14 protein-coding genes are annotated in these 17,788 nt (G+C 43.0%); 7 read left to right on the top strand and 7 right to left on the bottom strand.

The window, feature by feature from the left end:
* Nucleotides 1-239: 239 nt before the first annotated feature.
* From JXR92_RS08395 to JXR92_RS08375, 5 genes are all read right to left on the bottom strand, one after another.
* Nucleotides 240-1,997 (bottom strand): relaxase/mobilization nuclease domain-containing protein, encoded by a 1,758-nt coding sequence (locus tag JXR92_RS08395; RefSeq protein WP_117601504.1) that lies wholly within the window; start codon nt 1,995-1,997, stop codon nt 240-242.
* A complete protein-coding gene (locus JXR92_RS08390) occupies nt 1,994-2,374 on the bottom strand; it encodes a plasmid mobilization protein (protein WP_117974733.1) in 381 nt (126 codons plus the stop codon). The genes JXR92_RS08395 and JXR92_RS08390 overlap by 4 nt, the downstream gene beginning before the upstream one ends.
* 568 nt (nt 2,375-2,942) lie before the next feature.
* The gene (locus JXR92_RS08385) at nt 2,943-4,355 is read right to left on the bottom strand and encodes a DUF3987 domain-containing protein (RefSeq protein WP_117601506.1); all 1,413 of its coding nucleotides are present in this window, start codon (nt 4,353-4,355) and stop codon (nt 2,943-2,945) included.
* Nucleotides 4,352-4,675 (bottom strand): helix-turn-helix domain-containing protein, encoded by a 324-nt coding sequence (locus JXR92_RS08380; RefSeq protein WP_117601515.1) that lies wholly within the window; start codon nt 4,673-4,675, stop codon nt 4,352-4,354. Before JXR92_RS08380 ends, JXR92_RS08385 begins: the two co-directional genes overlap by 4 nt.
* A 182-nt stretch (nt 4,676-4,857) precedes the next feature.
* A complete protein-coding gene (locus JXR92_RS08375; RefSeq protein WP_117974731.1) occupies nt 4,858-5,805 on the bottom strand; it encodes a DUF6043 family protein in 948 nt (315 codons plus the stop codon).
* Between the two features lie 623 nt (nt 5,806-6,428).
* Between JXR92_RS08375 and JXR92_RS08370 the strand changes: the two genes are divergently transcribed.
* Genes JXR92_RS08370 through JXR92_RS08355 form a run of 4 tightly spaced genes read left to right on the top strand, consistent with a single transcriptional unit; the run spans nt 6,429 to nt 11,280 of the window.
* Nucleotides 6,429-8,384 (top strand): penicillin acylase family protein, encoded by a 1,956-nt coding sequence (locus tag JXR92_RS08370; RefSeq protein ID WP_117601508.1) that lies wholly within the window; start codon nt 6,429-6,431, stop codon nt 8,382-8,384.
* Nucleotides 8,385-8,404: 20 nt separating this feature from the next.
* A complete protein-coding gene (locus JXR92_RS08365; RefSeq protein WP_158562843.1) occupies nt 8,405-9,277 on the top strand; it encodes a dimethylarginine dimethylaminohydrolase family protein in 873 nt (290 codons plus the stop codon).
* A gap of 4 nt (nt 9,278-9,281) precedes the next feature.
* On the top strand, nt 9,282-10,001 hold the full coding sequence (locus JXR92_RS08360) for a phosphatidylserine decarboxylase (RefSeq protein WP_117601510.1): 720 nt from the start codon (nt 9,282-9,284) through the stop codon (nt 9,999-10,001).
* Nucleotides 9,991-11,280 (top strand): MATE family efflux transporter, encoded by a 1,290-nt coding sequence (locus tag JXR92_RS08355; protein ID WP_171030418.1) that lies wholly within the window; start codon nt 9,991-9,993, stop codon nt 11,278-11,280. The genes JXR92_RS08360 and JXR92_RS08355 overlap by 11 nt, the downstream gene beginning before the upstream one ends.
* Nucleotides 11,281-11,730: 450 nt before the next feature.
* Here the strand turns inward: JXR92_RS08355 and rhuM are convergent, their stop codons facing one another.
* Together rhuM and JXR92_RS08345 are read right to left on the bottom strand one after the other, a co-directional pair.
* A complete protein-coding gene (gene rhuM / locus JXR92_RS08350) occupies nt 11,731-12,705 on the bottom strand; it encodes a virulence protein RhuM/Fic/DOC family protein (protein WP_117601512.1) in 975 nt (324 codons plus the stop codon).
* Between the two features lie 53 nt (nt 12,706-12,758).
* On the bottom strand, nt 12,759-14,195 hold the full coding sequence (locus JXR92_RS08345) for a tyrosine-type recombinase/integrase (RefSeq protein ID WP_117974726.1): 1,437 nt from the start codon (nt 14,193-14,195) through the stop codon (nt 12,759-12,761).
* A 657-nt stretch (nt 14,196-14,852) separates the two neighbouring features.
* On the opposite strand from JXR92_RS08345, the gene JXR92_RS08340 reads away from it, so the two are divergent.
* The 3 genes from JXR92_RS08340 (at nt 14,853) to JXR92_RS08330 (ending at nt 17,374) form a co-directional block, all read left to right on the top strand.
* On the top strand, nt 14,853-16,088 hold the full coding sequence (locus JXR92_RS08340) for a site-specific integrase (protein WP_117815158.1): 1,236 nt from the start codon (nt 14,853-14,855) through the stop codon (nt 16,086-16,088).
* 300 nt (nt 16,089-16,388) lie between these two features.
* Nucleotides 16,389-16,943, top strand: coding sequence for a hypothetical protein (locus JXR92_RS08335; protein WP_057098605.1), 555 nt, complete (start codon nt 16,389-16,391; stop codon nt 16,941-16,943).
* A 38-nt stretch (nt 16,944-16,981) separates the two neighbouring features.
* Entirely contained in the window at nt 16,982-17,374 is a 393-nt protein-coding gene (locus JXR92_RS08330; RefSeq protein ID WP_021929898.1) for a hypothetical protein, read from the top strand.
* Nucleotides 17,375-17,788: the final 414 nt, after the last annotated feature.

Here is a 17,788-nt window from a genome sequence, read left to right as displayed (position 1 = left end):
CCAAACAAAAGTCAAATCGCTAATTCTCACGGAGTTAGCGATTTTTCTTTTAGTCCCTACAGGGCGTAGTCACTATAATAGTCACTATCTAAATCGCTATAAACCACGATAAATCGGCTTGATTAAACGGTATTAAAAAGTAGCGTTTAATTTTAAATCCGATTAAACTCTACATTAAATCCTCCGCAAAATAATAGTGACTATCGGCGTGGTGCGTTGAGATAGTCACTATTTCATTCTTACATTGTAAGCCGTGTGCCCGACTGACGATCGTCGATGTCGTCGTAGCGGGAGCGGTTGCCGACTTCGTGCTCGCGCTTGTAGCCGGATGAGCCGGAACTTACATTGAGGGAAGATAGTGCGTTGGCAAGGTTTAATGTGAACACTTGCGAGATTTCCGGGGAGTAGTCCTGTGGTCGGGAAGGGAGAATACGGACTCCGGCTTTTGATTGGGTATTCTGTTTTATTCTGTCTTTAACCGCCTCGGCATCCTTTCGAGTAAGATGCAGCATGGCTATTGACAGCAGGAAATCCTGTCGGGCCTGTTCGTCAGTATGGAGCGAACGGAACTTGGCTTCTTCCTCGGGAGTTAAGTCTATCAATGGAATATAGCCGTCTGTCAGTGCTACGCGGAGGCAGTAGTTGCCGTTTCTATGTTTGACAACTGCCATGCCTTTTATCCTCTCTTGATGGTTGTATATAGGATGGCGCATGAGATATTCGGTTAATATCTCCTCGGAGAACATCGTGGCTGCTATTGTCAGACCTACATCCTCGCGCTCGTCATCTTTCACGCCGTTATACCATGCGTACTGCCTCTGTGAGATTGGCTTGCGGTACGTCGAGCCGTCTTTGACATTGATGAGCATATAGTTCCCTTTGCCGTCTTTGCCCACCTCGACAGTGAACAGGTCGCGGTACACGTCAAGCGGCGACGGTTTCCTTTGCGGCTTGATGGCGAAATCAATAAGCTCCGACAGTTTTATCACCTTGCTGCCATCGAAAGCTATCTTTTCGGCATGGTCGATTATACTGCAGCCTCTCACCCTGCCGTCCTTGTCCTTCTGGAAACTGATGTCTATGCCAAACTTTGTCTTGAGGACATCAATGAGAGTCTGTATGCGCTGGCAGTTCTCCTCGCTCAACGGCTTGCCGTGGTTATCAAGTATTTTGCGGATGTCGGTGTTCAGTTTTGCTTTTACCGGCTTTCGCTTCTTACCTTTTGACACTTTGACATTATCAACACTTTGACATTTTCCATCGGCTATCTCACTCTTGTATTTCCGGATTATGGCGCGAAGCTGCGTAGCGCGGTCTTTGCGCTTGGGGCTGTTCTTGGTGATTCGATTGAGAATGTCGCTGATGGCGATATTCCCGGCATTGCCGCCACACTTGAACAGACGGTAGTCGTCGAGCGATTTCTCTATCTTGTAGCCGTGAGCCTTAACTATATTGGCAAACTGCCCCTCCGTTTCGTAGTCGTAGCCGAAAATACGCTCTATGTCTTTACTGATGTCAGGCGCGAGTATGCGGTTGGCACACTCGTTAAGCCTGCGCCTGTCCTGATGGTCAGAAATGGCATAACCGTTAGGCTTTATTCTCGTCGAGAGAATATGCACATGATTGTTGCCGGTATCATGATGGGCGTAAACAAAATACGGCTGACGGGCATAGCCCATCCCCTCCATAAGCTCACGCGCGAAGTCGGTGAGTTCTTCCGGCGACATGGCGCGTCCTTTCACAGAGGCCGACACATGGAACTGAAAACGTGTCGTCTTTGTATTGCCATAAGTCTTAGAGTTTTCTTTCAGATACCTCTCGACTTCTGCCGAGGCATCAAGGCCGAAACGGTGCAGCGTCTCGACATTGTGGCGCAACGCCTCGCTGACGTTCTCCATCGCCATAAGGGTTGCCACACCATCAGCAATCTTTTTCTCGTTATATCGAGCGCCGGGGAAACCGCCGCCGGACACATCGTTGAGCTTCTTGACTATCATTTCCCTGATATTATCATGTTATAGAGGTAAGTCAGCATCTGCCGGATTTTATCGGTATCCTCGCAAAACTGACCGAAGGGAAGAAGATCTGCCGCCCGCAACGAGTAAGGACTCATTTTCTGCTGTTCGTTGATGTGCTTTGCAACCTGATTTGTGTTGGTACCGGTCCGTTCTATGAGCTTGATAGCGGACTTGATCAAGGCAAACATCCGGGGATTATCGTGGTCGGTAATCGGCTGCTCTTCATATTTGAGTGTGGCGCAGCGTACAAACGCGCTTAGGTTGCCATCGGTATATCTGTCGGCTCTTGACTGTATTTCTGCGTGTGTCTGCGAATCGACACGTATTTTTATAGTAATGGATTTTTTATCCGTCATAGAGATTGACTTTTTAAGATAGATTGGTTTGATAGATTGGTGGATTGAATATTTGATACAATGAAGGCTGTGTGACTTGATGACTTGGAACCCTGATGTCTTGATGATTTGATGACCTGGTACCTTGATGATAAAATACCTGAATGTCTCAATCATCTGATTACCCAATGCTCCGTTACCCGATGATACATTATCCAATGACTCATTATAACATTATCCCATGTACCGATTATCCGATGTACCGATGACCGATAAACCGAAGTATCACGGTTCATGATAAACGCGATGCTGAATAATCTATCAACCGCAGATTTTCAGTCTATCATCATTCATTTTTCAGTCTATAATCGTTCACGGACAATGTATCATTAGACAAAAGACTGCGAGTTTCGAGCTGGATTGACCCTCCCCTCGGGGGAGGCGGGATTGCCGTTGTGGACACAATCGGCATATCTTGCAAAGCAAGGTCGATACTCCAAATCAGGCGTGAGTAACCGGGGTGTCTCAGTCAGTTCGACCTCGGTCGAAAATGTCATAATGTCAAAAGTTCATAGTGTCAGCGCATGCGTCATATTTTATGATAGCAACCGTGTGACTTTTTCTTCACGAATCCTCGGCCTCCGTCTCTCAGGAATCTCTTGACCGAGGATTCAGAGATTCCGAGTTGCAGAGCTTCCCGGACAGCTTCTGCCGTGGTGAACGAATCCCTGAGGTTTCCGAGTAACTCGGTGAACCGGTTGTCGAGGATGCCGGTTTCAATCTCCGGAGCAATCCGGCTCTCCATGTTTCTGAAATATTCGGTGAGCCTTATGGCGAGTTCGGCAGTTTTCGGTTCAATTTCATTCATTCCCGATTCTCCACAGATACCGTGCATAATCTGTATGACCAGACAGAAGCGGACGAGATAAGTTTCCAGTTTGCCGCACAACGCCCTGACAGCATCCGAATCCGTTTCAGCATAGGCTTTGTTATTGACCTCGTCTTTCCATTGAATTACGCGGAGCTTCGCCTCTTGGGAAAACATTAGCTCTATTGAGGTTGCTTTTCCCTCTTGGTCTGTTGAAGGAGTGACTGTTACCACCTTTCGGATAATTCGCTCCCATTCTTCAAGAACGCCGTCCGGCATGGCGGTGTCGTTCCACGACGGCATCTTGTCAATTTCGGGATAGACTTTCAGAAAACGTGATGAAAAGCCATTCATCATTCGCTTGCCGCCGAACTGTTCGCCCAAACGCCCGGGCTGCGTAGAGCCGATAATCGAACAGTAGGGATTGGAGAGGAAGATATGCTCGTTGCTTGACTTTCGGCTGTACTTGAAAGGCGTGCCGCTGAACAGACTGAGAAAGTAGCCCTCGTCCGAACCGTTATAGCGGTTGAAATTGGAAAGAAGGCTGTCTATCTCATCCTTGTAAATCAGCACTCCGCGTGGATTGTCGCGCAACGCTCCGATAAGAGCCTCTACGGTCGAGTCAACCACCACATGGCATTTTCGCTGAGGCATCTTCATTTCTTCAGGTAGAGAATATCTCTCACGCTGCTTTGCCGACATGCGTTCCCACCGGCGGAAGGTTTCCATCTCCTTACAATATAACACGTCATACTCTCCGTCGAGTTTGAGAAGAGGTGCGACCGCCTGTTGCAAAGGCGGAGTCTTGCCGCAGCTCGGCGAGCCGACAAGCACCATGTAGATTATCGGTCGGCTTACCCACCCGGTCATGAAGCGGACTGACCATGTGTTGCCCATAGCAGCCGCGAATACCGTAAGGAATGAAGCCGCTGTGAAATCAACATTATAGTTCTCATACTCCTCAAGAGCCTCGATGATGTCTCGGATAGCTTTCGGGAATATCTCTAAAGGGAAAGAAGGAGTTTCGGCAGTTTTACCGGAAACGCTGGTAAAGGCAATGCTATCCTCCTCGATCAATCCACATCCGGCTTCCAATGGAACGCGTGGATGGTTGTAATAGCCATTCGCTTTCATGGTGCTTGGATATTGATGTTACGTTGTCCGAGAGCTTTGCGTACCTCATATTCCGGATACATAATCTTGTTGCCGGTCTTGACAGGTTTGAGGATTCCTTTGTTCGCCCAATGCCATAGTGTTGCATCGCACACTCCGAAAAGTTCCTTGACTTCGGTTTTGGTGAGCATTCGTTCCTTCTTTGCAGCCTCTACCATTGAACCGAGTTCATCCTTTGCCCGACGGATCAGGTCTTCGGAAAACGCCTTGAGGTCTTCGGCGCTCATCTCTACCTTGACGTGAGCGCGACCTTCATTGAGAATATCTAAAAGATCTTGCATATTTATGTCTATTGCCATCATTTTTTGGGCGCCTCCGCTGACGGCTTAAGACGGAAACGCCACCGCTCCGAAATGGAACGATGGCGCAAAAGTATAGCGTAATTTCTTGGATTAAAAAGAATTGGCGATTCGTTAAGTTCGCGAACTCTAAAACGAATCAAACGAATTGAAAAGAGGCTATTTCAGTCTACTCCATCAGTGCTGATTCGCAAAATATCAGTCTTTATAGAATCAATAGCGAAGCGATGTTCAGGCTCGTCTTTGATGAATTGCTTGCGATTGGGGGATAAGCCTTGGAGTGTGCTTACACTCTTCTGTACCTGACGGCCGCCGACTATTTTGCATTCAGGGAATGTGGCGGATAGTATCCCGACAAATCGCTTGACAGGTGTTGACGGAGCCAGTTCGCCAGACTCGACAAGTGCGACATATAAGTGTGCGATGTCAACGCCACGGATATGTGTTTCTATCCATTTGCCAATGCGCTTAACAATCTCACTGTCGTGAGATGCCAAAAGGGAAAGAAGGTCATGGGGCAATTCCGTATTCTCCGTAATTTTAGCGGTCGGTTTAGATTCGTCGATGCCCTCCAACGCCCAATCAGCCAAATTGCCGTTATCGATACTTTTTCGATAATCAAGATACTCCTTCAAATCCTTGCGCGAGCGTCGTTTGTCTTCAACTTCCCTCGCAAGAAATGCCTTCAGGAACTTTGCAAGCTGCCACTGGTACTGTTTGTTGTCAATCGACAGTGCCGCTTCCTCAATATTATCCACCATCATTTCAGAAGAGCGTCCATATTTGAGCCATGCGGCAAAGGGCAACCGGTATTTAGCCCATTCACTCCCTTCTGCCTGTTCGCCAAATATCTTCTCAGCAAAATCCGACTCTTGAAGAATCTTCAAAAGCTCATCCAAGTCCATATTGTCAAGGTCAATCATATTCTCCAGCCGTTTTTGGAACTCCGGCGACGTATTAAACGCAGCCGAACCCAACAGAAACACCTCCAGCAAGTCCGCTTCGCCCATCGCCGCAGCAAACTCGCCATACTCCTGAGGATGTTCCTCCATCCACGCCTTCATATCAAACTTCTCCCTTCCAGAGATATTATTCTCGTTGCCATTATCCATATATCGTGTGTTTCGTTTGTCTTGTAAAACAATAAACTCACAACAAATTTCGCATATTTTCGCCATTTAACTGCTATGTATAGACAAAAAATCTGATAACTCACAATATATTCTCACATTATCCTACCTTGGATTATGTATGAGTGATAGCTAGAATTCGCTCTAATTGTCATAATATATGGCTCTAATTCATGGTGGCATTATACTGATCCGATATGGCTGGCACACCAACTGTACTGACCAACTGCGCCAGCCGCAATATATATATGTTTATCAGATTATTCGCTTGTCAACTCAGAAAAATTCACTAATTTTGCATTGTTGAATACGGATCTATATAGCATAATTGCTTTATGCATACTAAGACACGATATGAAGAAAGCGCTTAAGAAATATTCATGGATAATAATATCAATAATTTCAGTTGTTTCGCTGGAATCAATGTATGCATCTCCAAGCGGTAACACGGAGAGTGTATATTATTGTACTGGGCCAAAATCTAAAAGATATCATATCGCCAAAGATTGTAAAGGACTTGAGCATTGTTCTGGTGAAATAAAGAAGTGCTCAAAAATTAATGCTATAAACAAAGGTCTAACACCCTGTCGATACTGTTATAAGAAATGATTGAAATCTATAGAGATTCTTTTGGAGTACCACACATCGTTTGTGATGATTTCAATGATGGGGCAAGAGCAACGGCTTTATGTCACTGTGAAGATGATTTCTTTTCTATTCAATTATGGTTGCTGGCTGTTAATAAAAAGGCCGGGCGCTTTGACGACTGGGATGGCGTTTATCTCGACTTCTTATACGAATTCTTCAATATAGAAAAAGCTGTATCAAAACTTAAGGCCCAAATATCTAAAGAATATTTATCAGCAGTGTCATACTATTGCAACGGCATTAACGAATATGCCGAAAGTCACTCTGATCAAATACTTGACACCGGGATATTCCCAGTATCAGCCGATAAGGTTATTGAAGCTCAACATCTGTTAGAAATTGTTGGAATTCAACTTGATAAACCATATTCTTACCTGAGGGGACCTAAAAAGAGAAGTAAAGGATTCCCAAACAAGGAAGGATCGAACATCTTGGCAGTGTCAGGGAATCATACAAGATGCGGCAATAGTATCATAGCAATTTCCCCTCATCAACCGCTTGAGGGTATTTTTTCGTTCTATGAGATTCATTTATTTTACCGAAAAAGCGGGTGCGAATTATTCGGATTTATCTTGCCCATAACCTTTACGATTTTTATGGGGACAAATTTCAAGGTAGCATGGGGCACAACTGCAAGTTATCCTGATATGTATTCTGTATACAAGGTTGGCTTAAAAGGTGTGTTTAATAAGAGACTTAATGTAACAGAAGGGCTTATTCCATTGAATAGGAGTGCTTATTTCAATTACACCCTGTTATATGGAAAGTTCCCGGCTCCGATAGTAAAACAATATTTCACAACACCGGACGGTAAGCCTATTGTCAAGATAAACCATCGTTATTTTTTGATTGACATTCCATTGATTGGATATAAATTAGGAACGGAATTGAATTATAGGATATCTCATGCCCAAAGCAATAATGAGATACTTGCATTAACGCTTGATTACGGATATCCTTATCTGGATCTGGTTTCTATCGATACAAAAAATAATATCCTATATGTTCATAATAGCCATGAGCCAATACGTGCATCCGAAGATGAATATATGTCTGACATTCTAAGCCTTGACAGCCTGACCCAGCTTGATAATGGCTTTGAGGATGGAATGTTTTATATAGAAAATCCGAAATCCGGTTATATATGCAGTGCAAATCAGTCTCCTTTGAAGACTGATAATGATTGCAGAAGATTCAATAAAAATGGACTTCATTATTATAATGATAATTCAAGATCCACAAGAATAAAAAATTTGCTGGAGACGGAGATTGCCAAAGGTAAAATCGATCTGGAGACTCTTGCGAATATTTTTTCCGATACGAGGGTTATCCTTCCGATAGTTCGTGGTATAGATTTTTCTGTAATCTATGAGGTGGTTGCGCATGGCAATAGAGGGTTTCTGCTTGACATATTGCAAAAATGGGATGGGGAAGCAGATATAATGTCTGAAGGAGCTGCCGTATTTGCACTTCTATTCTATAGATACAAGGATATGTATTATACATATCATAAGAACCCGGATACAATCAAGGTAGCCTCTGCATCCGAAATCAATGAATGTCTTGACTGGGTATCGAAAAGATATGTCAAAGGAATGACTCTTGGAAGCATTCAATTTATCAAACGCGGTTCGGTGTCAAAGCCAATCGGAGGTATTCCGGATTCTGTAAATACAATTCGTTCCTATTTTGAGAAAGACAAACTCGTAGCGGAAGAAGGGTGTGCGTTCAGAATGCTGATAAATCTGAATGAGAGAGATATACGTACATGCCATCCTTATGGGACATCTTCGGATGAAGCTGCAGAGCATTATACATCTCAACTTGACTTATTTCTAAATAATGAATATAAACAGTTGAGACCAATGACATACTATAAACAAAATTACAAATCTAAAATGATAATCAAATAATGACAAACGTTCCTACTTTTATGATGAATATCCCGTCATCATATGATACTGCTGTACGAAACAATGTATGGATGGAGGAATATGACGATGAGGATATTATTGTAAATAAACCCAAAGCGATACGTGAGATGTGGGAGGTTTATTCATTTCTTGCCTCCCAAGGCTTTGTATATCTATTGCCTACACCCATTGACTGTAAACTGCAGGATTTGGTTTTTGTGGCGAATAACGGAATCGTACTCCAGCATACGCCCATATATATTGGGTCTAATTTCAAAGCAACCAACCGTATAGGCGAGGAGGTGATTGGAATGAGATTCTTTGACTCGTTGGGATATAAGACAATCCGCTCACCATTTGAATTTGAGGGAGAGGCCGAACTTAAATACCTCAGAGACAATATCTATATAGGAGGATATGGAATTCGCTCGGATAAGCGTGCTTACGAGTGGATGGAGTCGGAATTTGGAATGAACATTATTAAGCTTGAGCTGAAGGACCCGAAGAACTACCACCTCGACTGCACGATATTTCCTTTCACAAACGAGAGTGTGATAGTGGCGGTAGACTCTTTCACGAAGGAAGAGATCAAGAGTATAGAAAAAGTGGCTGATATAATCCCCATTACCATGGATCAGGCACATACCGGACTCACCAACTCGGTAAGGGTCAACAATTATCTTCTGAATGCATCCGATATCGACTTTCTGTCGAAGCGTTCTGAGGATTACAGATATGAATCGGATAAAAACCGCAGGCTTGAGCAGATTGCTGCGGACAATGCTATGGAGGTGTGCTATTTCAATCTTGAGGAGTATATGAAAGGCGGCGGTCTGCTGTCATGCTTGGTCCTTCATGTGAATTATGAAAGAATGCTGACAAAACTAATCTGAAATTATGGCAGAAGCAATTTCCCAATGGCGGAAGAGGATAAAAAGCATCACACGGGACTGTACTGTAGACTATTTGTCTTCAGAGTTCTGTTTCAGGGATCCTATCAGGCCTATTAAGAACAATTCCGGAATAATATATTCGCCTGCTGATGGAATAGTGATAGATGTATCCAAAGTGGATTCTGTGGATCAACTTATATACACCAAAATGGGGAATGTGTGCCTGTCGTCACTGTGCCATGGCATGATAGAAAACGGCAACTATACCTGCGTATCGATATTCCTTACATTTTATGATCCGCATATTGTCAGAATGCCGTTTGACGGAGTAGTTTCTCGTAAAGACTTACCGCCATACTATGTTCTGGACCATCCGATGCTGGATTTCGAGAACACTATCATTAACGGCAGGATTTCTGAAATAGACCGTAGGGAGATAGGGACCTTTGCCTTTAATCAAAGATCCTTGTTTGAGATTTTCTCTCCGATGATCGGCCGGAAGCTATTTCTGCTTCTCACTGCTGATTACGATATTGATACTATAGTCAGTTTCTTCACGGGCAACAACCGTCCGCTGAAACAGAACCAGCGAATAGGTCAGATCAGATATGGCAGCATGGCCACTCTCATTATTCCATCTGATATTAAGTTTTCTCCATGCGTCAGAGAACTTGTGCATGTCGAAGCCGGTATTGACCCTATATTTATGTCTGATGAGAAATGAAGATCTCAGGTTGGATGCTATTGCACGACTTGCCGCCCCGGTAATAATAAGTGAGTTTTTGGAAGAAGCCCTGATTGTGACAGACTCCATACTGCTCTCTTATATGCCGTCGGTATATCTGGCTTCTGTAGGAATAATAGATGCTATTCTTCTCATTATTTTAGCCTATGGCATAGCCTTGAATGATTCGTATCAGAATTATTTTGCAAGATATAGAGATAAAAATATTGTGGAGGTGATTGCGGTTTTCAGAAAAGCATGGCTAAAATTCGGAATATCCGGAATAGTTGTTTCTCTATTTGTAATCCTGCTTTCATCATTTGGCGCAAGATTTCTCGGGGACAATGACGTGATTGAGTGTGTTGGGCAAGTAATATGGTTTATCTTGCCCTTGGCGTTATGTTCATATATATCTATGTGGCTCAATTCATTTTTAATGGGATTGGGGCATTATCGGCTGCTGGCATGGATATCTATATGCTGCGTTGTCCTGAATGGCGTATCTGGCTATGTTCTGCTGTTTAAGGTCTCGACGCATTTTAATCCGACAAGTATTGTTTTACTGACTTCGGCATTGTCTGAGCTTTTCGCAATAATAATGATGGGAGTATATGTATTGAGGCGATATGTGCCCTGGAAATTCGATGTTCCTATCAGACATAACAGGTTGCTGTCCCGCATATTCTCGTATGCGTCAGTATATCCAGCTATATCAGAGATTGGCTTCCATGTAGGTTCTCTTGCCCTTTTCTTGTTTTGTTCATATTTCTTCCCTAATAATCAAGTCGCGCTTTTGACATTAATCTTTTCATATTGGGGATTGATTCAGGTTCCGGTTGATGCACTGCAGGAAATCACTTTGAATTATTTTGCTGAAATATATAGTAAAAAGCAATCCGGCAAGTTTTCGCCATATTCACAGATGTTAATCAGATTTTCAAGAATCTGTTGTGTCATACTGTTTATTATTATTGCGGTTTCGGATCTTGTATTAGAGGGGTGGTCGGTTTATAAATGCTTGGGGCTATGTATCGTGTTCGTGATTTCTTTGTTCGCTTGTGGGACGGAAGTATTTAATACTTCCTTGATTGTTAGATTAAAGAACGACTCTTACATAATCAGCAAACTTATTTTTGGGGTGATATCTTGTTTGTTAATTATAATTGGTAGATTTGTAATTGGAATAGAAAATATTTTAGCCATACTAATTCCATTCCTATTGGCTCAATTGGCAGAAAACGCATATTCGTCATATAGAGCCCGGAAAGCATGGAAGTAGAACATCGTTATATTTGTATATTAGCATAACTGAGCAAAAGAAAAACTGCAATAATTATACTTTTCTTTCATGTCATAATCGGTGGTCTACATTCAAAGATGGAACGAGAAAGTCAAGGACGGGCTTGTACTATATTCATCGCCCCATTCGAGGCCACCGCAACCAGAGCATCGCGTTACATCTGTCAACAATGCAACGAAACGTCGCTTCCATCTCCGACGCAAATTCTGCATCACCCATTCCTGAGAAAGGATTTCGCGATTCCATGCTCCAACTATTACAAATGTGTCTGTATCGACAATGAGTCCTTCCATTTCTTAGGCTCAATTTGAGCAGCAAAATTAGATTTTTTATTAAATCACCAACCGACACCTAATATATTGCGTAATATATAGACAATCAGCAGCTTTCTTGTTGTGAAAAACCCCTTTGACTTTTATGGACAAGGCGTCAGTTATTCTTGTTGATGAGGTTGACGATGACTTTAACCATTGTGTCCTTTTCCTCAGTGCGGCTTTCTGCTATCATAAGGGTAAGGGCGACGAGGGTGTTGTCGGCAATGCGCTTTGTGCCGTCTTCGTTGTAGAGAATGCCATTGCCGTTGAGGAACCACAGGAACAGTGTGGCGGCAATGCGTTTGTTGCCGTCACTGAACGAGTGGTTTTTGGTAACGAGATACAGGAGCATGGCGGCTTTCTCCTCCACTGAGGGATAGAGGTCAACGCCTCCGAAAGTCTGGTAAATCTGACCGATGGAGCTTTTGAAGGAATCATCTTTTTCGTTGCCGAACAATGTGCTACCTCCAAATTTCTCATGTAACTCGCGGATGACTTCCATGGCGTTTTCGTAGGTGGCATGAAACGACTCTCTACCGGTGGTGTCCTCAATCTTCAGTTCCTGATAGTCGTAGCGGTCAAGGGTGTCGAGGGCGTATGTGTAATCGACGACAACATCAAGCAATGAACGGCTATCCTCCGTAAGCCTTTCTTGATTCTGGATTGTGCGGCCAAGCACTTTTACCAACTGACTCAGTTCGTCATATTTCTGCGCAGCTATGCGTTCGTTTATAGCATAGCCTTGAAGAAGATACTGCTTCAATATCTTATTCGCCCAAATGCGGAATTGAGTGCCACGTTTGGATTTAACGCGATAGCCAACAGAGATAATAACATCAAGGCTGTAAACTTGAGTCGGCTTGTACTTCGACAGAGTATTATGCAAAATTTGCATATTACTCTCTTTCTCCAGCTCGCCTTCCTTGAAAACATTAGAGATGTGGCGGGCAATAACTGACTGATCTTTGTCAAAGAGTTCGGCCATCTGCCCTTGGCTCAACCATACGGTATCATTCTGAACTGTCACATCAATCGACATATTTCCGTCGGGTGCCTGATAGATTACGAGCTGTGAATTATTTGTTTCCATATTCAAAATTACAATTTATATTTTGATTTGTAGCTGTTTCTGAGTAATAATAGTTAAAATACTTCCGTTTTACTGCCATTGGCGATAGCGTTAATCTCGTCGGCAATTTCATCGGAGGAGAGTTTGATGTAGTCCATGAAGGTCTTTTGCGTTTTGTGGCCGCTGACGTGCATCATCTGGACTATGGAGTATTTGTGGGTGAGGTACATGTTGGTTATTCCACTGCGGCGGGCTGTGTGGGTAGTCACGCACTTATAGCGGGGCATTATCACCTCTCCCTTTTCGTTGTGCTCGACAACGAGCTTGCCGTCCTCCACCAGTTTCTTCTGCTTTTGAGTAAGCTTGGTTACTACCATCCTGGCTAAGTCGGGCACTTTACCGGACAGCTCCTTTAGAATCTCCTTTATGTAGCGGTTGAGTATCACGTCAACAACATAAGGGAGATTGTAGTCGTATTTTTCGCATATAGCCTTTAGGTTGGGATTCATTATAGGAATCTTTACCTCGTTGCGGGTTTTCTTCTGAATGAGGCGTATTACCGGTGTTCCTTTGGCAGTAGTGGTGAAACAATCCTTGTCGATGTCGTTGTAATCGCTCACGCGCTGACAAGTGTAGCACCCGACAAGAAATATATCGCGCACCTCTTCCTGCTTGCCTGACAGTGGCATTTCATACAATGCCTGAAGCTCTGCCTCGGTAAGGTAGATTTCGATAGCCTTGTCTTTCTCTTCAATTTTCTTTTTTGCGAAATATTGCAGGGCACGGTCATTGTTGTGGATTCCGTCTGCATAAGCGTAGCTGATAATTGCACGGAGATCAACCAGATATTTATTCTGCGCAGTCACCATATAATCTTTCTTCTCCATAAAATTCAGGAATTTGGTGACGAACGCACGGTCTACGTCATACCATGTGTTGCGATGCTTTCTGTCAAACAAGTCATAGAGCTTCCTAAAGCTATTCCATGCCTTCACAGTGCCGGGCGCATATCTATCATGACCATTAAGCCTGGCACCGCTCTTGATTTCATTGCAAAATCGGTCTATGAAATTCCATATTTTGGCGCGTTCAGCATCGATGCCTTCCTTTATCAGACGTTCCTGCTCTTCCTTTATGCGTTCTTCCTCACGTTGCCGTTCCTCCTCTTCACGCTTCGCTTTCATTATGGCTTCTGCCTTTTTCGGATTGGCGATAGCGAGGATTTCGGCCTCAACATGCGACTTGTCGAAAGACATGCCTTCGACTTCCGATTTTACTACCAGTTCAATCCTATTGAGTGAGTCGTGTAAATTAAAGTTCGCCCTTTGATGTCGCATCCATTTTTCAGGACACGACAAAGCCTCTTTCCACTCCGCAACATTCACACGGATCTGAGAGGAAAAGAGCGTATCGACTTTGTGTTTCTTATTCTGCACCCTAAAGAAAAGAGTTGCGATTTCGTTCTTCTCGTCCTGCTTGCGGATGAAGAACCGGGAAAGAGATTTTGCCATAGAATCCAAGGTTCGATTCCCTTATGAATCGGACACTGCAAAGTTAGTGACTTTTTCCGGATAGTCACTACAATAGTCACTATAATTTCTAAAACAGTCACTACTCGCCTAAATTGAAATTCGTTTAATTAGCGTTAATATCAACATATTAGCATATATTTGGATTTAATCAGATTGATAATAATTTAACATTTATATTGCTGGTGGCACCACTTTTACAAAACGAAAAATCATGAAAACCGCTGAAATACAGTTATTTCAGCGGTTTTTTCTTTATGTACTGTCCGCAAAAATATGCAATTTGGTGCAATAAAAAATTGCTGATTCGGTGGCTTTTTTTGAGTCCCATGAAAAAACCACCGATATGTACCATACTTCACTTATTCTCAACGATTTGCGTGAATCATTTTCAGGGATGAAATTCTACATTTGCATACCCTACTGAATGACGGATGAAATACAACGTTTGCTACAGGCTTTCTTATCCGATGATAATGATTGTACCTACAGGCGGATAATAGTAAGAGAAACAAAAATCGGTGGTTTTTTAGAGCCGGCAATAATAAAAGCCACCGAATTTAACATTTTTCTCCAGCCATCCGCTCAATTCAGGATTGACGAAATAACCGAATGTGCAACTTCAAAAAGAAAATGATCATGAAACAAGGAACAATGAACATTCTATTTTTCGTTCTGAAAACAAAACTGCTGAAAAATGGCGAGGCTCCAATCCTAATGAGGATTACCATCAACGGGCAATATGAAGAAATAAGAATACAGAGAAGCGTTCCATTAAAGAACTGGAATCCGGCCAAGGGATGCAGTAAAGGAAAAGACAGGGCTTCCATCGAATTGAACAACTATATTTCCGCCCTCACTACACGCGCATACGAAAAGCACAAGGAACTGACCTTTGAATCGGCACTGATAACTCCAAAGACAATATTAAAGCGTGTGTTCGGAAAGGATGAGACTGTCCGGACGTTGCTTGGAACAGTCAAAGAAGAAATTTCCTCTATGGAAAAGGTTGTTGACATAGACTATTCTCCCGTCACCATCAACCGTTATAAGAATGTGCTCAGAAAACTTGAAACGTTTGTGCCGCGTTTTTATGAGAAGGATGATATTACGTTCCATGAACTTTCCCCTGATTTCATCAAGGCTTTTGATGTTTTCCTGAAGACAGAAGCCGGACTGTGCCGCAACACAATAGTCCGCTACATGAAATGCCTGAAGAAAATCACCAATATGGCAATAGCCAAAGAATGGATGCGGAAAGACCCGTTTTACGGATATAAGATGGAACAGGACGAGACTGATCCGGTATTCCTGACAAACAACGAGCTTCAGGCTATAATGAACAGGGAATTTGATATTCCGAGGCTGGAGCTTGTCAAGGACATCTTTTTGTTTGCGTGCTTCACCGGTCTGGCGTTCGCTGATGTATCCACATTGAGACCGGAACATCTGGAGCAGGACAATAACGGTGACTGGTGGATAAGAAAAGGACGTGTAAAGCTGGAGAGAAGAAGAAAGTCAAGTTCCATAGCAAATGTTCCGCTTCTTCCTGTTCCATTGGCAATCCTGAAGAAATACGAATCACATCCGATATGTCTTAAACAAGGGACTTGCCTTCCTGTTGTCTGCAATCAGAAGGCAAACAGCTACCTGAAGGAGATTGCGGACTTCTGCGGCATCAAAAAGAATCTGACCACACATGCAGCTAGACATACGTTTGCTACGACCGTCACATTGGCCAACAATGTTCCATTGCAGGAGGTGTCTGCCATGCTCGGACATGCATCCACAAGAATGACACAACATTATGCAAGAGTCATGGACAGGAACCTGAAGGACAACATGAATATAGTAAGGAGCAAGATGGGGTTATAGAGATAAACCTATCTTATACCTCGCATAACCGTCTGTAATAACATACAGAGACCAGGCGCTTTCAAGATGAAGCCATCCTCATTTCTTGCAGCAAAGATAGTTGTTTTTCCGAATGATCGCGCAAGGCGGCCCCTGAAGGGGCTTGGTTGCCTGTGAAAAAATCTTCCTCTTGCTGGCGCAAGAGCGTATTTTTTCACGGCAAGCCTTGCAGCAATCATCGGAAAACGAACTGGGGAACGCACAAGAAATAAGAATGCCTACCCACGGGCAGGCCATGTATAACTCAATAAATGGAAGATTATGGAAGCGAACAATGTGGAAAAAAGGTTCAATGACTGGTTTACGGTGTCTTATGACAGGTTAAGAAATCTCGTTGGCAGATACGGGGCACTGGATGAGGACAATTTTCATGACACTTATCTGTTTGTAAGAAAGCAGGTGCTGAATCCGGAAAGGGAAATAACGGATTATGAAGCATACTTTATCGGATGTTACAGGAAAGCGTTCATGGTCAAGTTCAGGCTGGAAAGCAAATATGCCCATCCGGATGAATATTTCTTTCTTCGATGTGGGGAAGATGCGGATTTCCTTTCTCCGGATGACCTGAACAGCTGTGAAAAACTGGTGAAGGACATTCTTAACTTTATCAGAAGAAAGTTCTCCTATCAGGAATACAGGATGTTTACGTTGCGTTTTTATGAATCAGACTTTTCATTCAAGGCGTTGGGTGAATGTATGGGTATATCGGCAAGTGCCATTTCAGGAAAAGTAAACACGATCATGGATGCAGTACGATCAAACCGGGGATTCTCATGGAGAAGCCAAATGCTGGCAGTAGAAGGATTCATATCCTAATCCGTTAGTTTATTGTATCACCATTAAAACAGAAACTTATGGCACTGATAGTATATAACAAGGAGAACTCACGTCCGCAGCAGGTGGTTTATCAGGGGAAGCGGACAATTAATATGGACAGCAAGGGAACGGTTTACCTGTCAAAGACAATGTCTATAGAACTGGGGATTCTCGGTGGAGGACGGGTTAATTTCGCACACGATGAGGATACGGGAGAATGGTATATCTGCCATACGACAGACAAGGACGGGTTCACTGTATGGAAAGATAAAAGGTGTGCCAGATTCTCTGCCGGATTCATCGTCAGAAGAATCATGCTTCAGGCAAAAGTGGAAAGGAAGACCGTACAGTTTATGATTGCCAAGGCTCCCATAGAGGTGGGAGGTACAGTATATTACAAGATTCTGCTTTCCAATCCGATTTTCAAATAGACAGAAGAAGGTGGCTCAGAAAGATCCATTATCAGATAATGGTGATGGATTTTTCCGGGCTATGTTGTTCAGATTTTTACATCATACCATTTGGAGCATTAGGATATTGTTTTGTCAGGGCATTATATTGGCATAATACTATGTCCCGACAATATTATAATATGGGGGTATATGTTATTGCAATATTATGTTGTTAGGGTAGTATGTTGTTGTGTTATCATGTTATTGCAATATTATGTTGTCAGGGTATTATGTTGTTGTGTTACTATGTTATTGCAATGTTATGTTATTAGGGTATTATGTTGTTGTGTTACTATGTTATTGCAATGTTATGTTATTAGGGTAGTATATTGTTATGTTACTATGTTATTGTAATGTTATGTTATTAGGGTAGTATATTGTTATGTTACTATG

It is taken from the genome of Bacteroides parvus (assembly GCF_017309675.2).
Classification (GTDB): domain Bacteria; phylum Bacteroidota; class Bacteroidia; order Bacteroidales; family Bacteroidaceae; genus Bacteroides; species Bacteroides uniformis.
This window is presented reverse-complemented; position numbering and strand designations above follow the sequence as displayed.

Coding starts and splice junctions, on each gene's coding strand:
- JXR92_RS08365 (WP_158562843.1), top strand. CDS start 8,405: ATGATGAATATCCCGTCATCATATGATACTGCTGTACGAAACAATGTA.
- JXR92_RS08390 (WP_117974733.1), bottom strand. CDS start 2,374: ATGACGGATAAAAAATCCATTACTATAAAAATACGTGTCGATTCGCAG.
- JXR92_RS08345 (WP_117974726.1), bottom strand. CDS start 14,195: ATGGCAAAATCTCTTTCCCGGTTCTTCATCCGCAAGCAGGACGAGAAG.
- JXR92_RS08330 (WP_021929898.1), top strand. CDS start 16,982: ATGGCACTGATAGTATATAACAAGGAGAACTCACGTCCGCAGCAGGTG.
- JXR92_RS08375 (WP_117974731.1), bottom strand. CDS start 5,805: ATGGATAATGGCAACGAGAATAATATCTCTGGAAGGGAGAAGTTTGAT.
- JXR92_RS08385 (WP_117601506.1), bottom strand. CDS start 4,355: ATGAAAGCGAATGGCTATTACAACCATCCACGCGTTCCATTGGAAGCC.
- JXR92_RS08355 (WP_171030418.1), top strand. CDS start 9,991: ATGAGAAATGAAGATCTCAGGTTGGATGCTATTGCACGACTTGCCGCC.
- JXR92_RS08340 (WP_117815158.1), top strand. CDS start 14,853: ATGAAACAAGGAACAATGAACATTCTATTTTTCGTTCTGAAAACAAAA.
- JXR92_RS08360 (WP_117601510.1), top strand. CDS start 9,282: ATGGCAGAAGCAATTTCCCAATGGCGGAAGAGGATAAAAAGCATCACA.
- JXR92_RS08395 (WP_117601504.1), bottom strand. CDS start 1,997: ATGATAGTCAAGAAGCTCAACGATGTGTCCGGCGGCGGTTTCCCCGGC.
- JXR92_RS08380 (WP_117601515.1), bottom strand. CDS start 4,675: ATGCAAGATCTTTTAGATATTCTCAATGAAGGTCGCGCTCACGTCAAG.
- JXR92_RS08335 (WP_057098605.1), top strand. CDS start 16,389: ATGGAAGCGAACAATGTGGAAAAAAGGTTCAATGACTGGTTTACGGTG.
- rhuM (WP_117601512.1), bottom strand. CDS start 12,705: ATGGAAACAAATAATTCACAGCTCGTAATCTATCAGGCACCCGACGGA.
- JXR92_RS08370 (WP_117601508.1), top strand. CDS start 6,429: ATGATTGAAATCTATAGAGATTCTTTTGGAGTACCACACATCGTTTGT.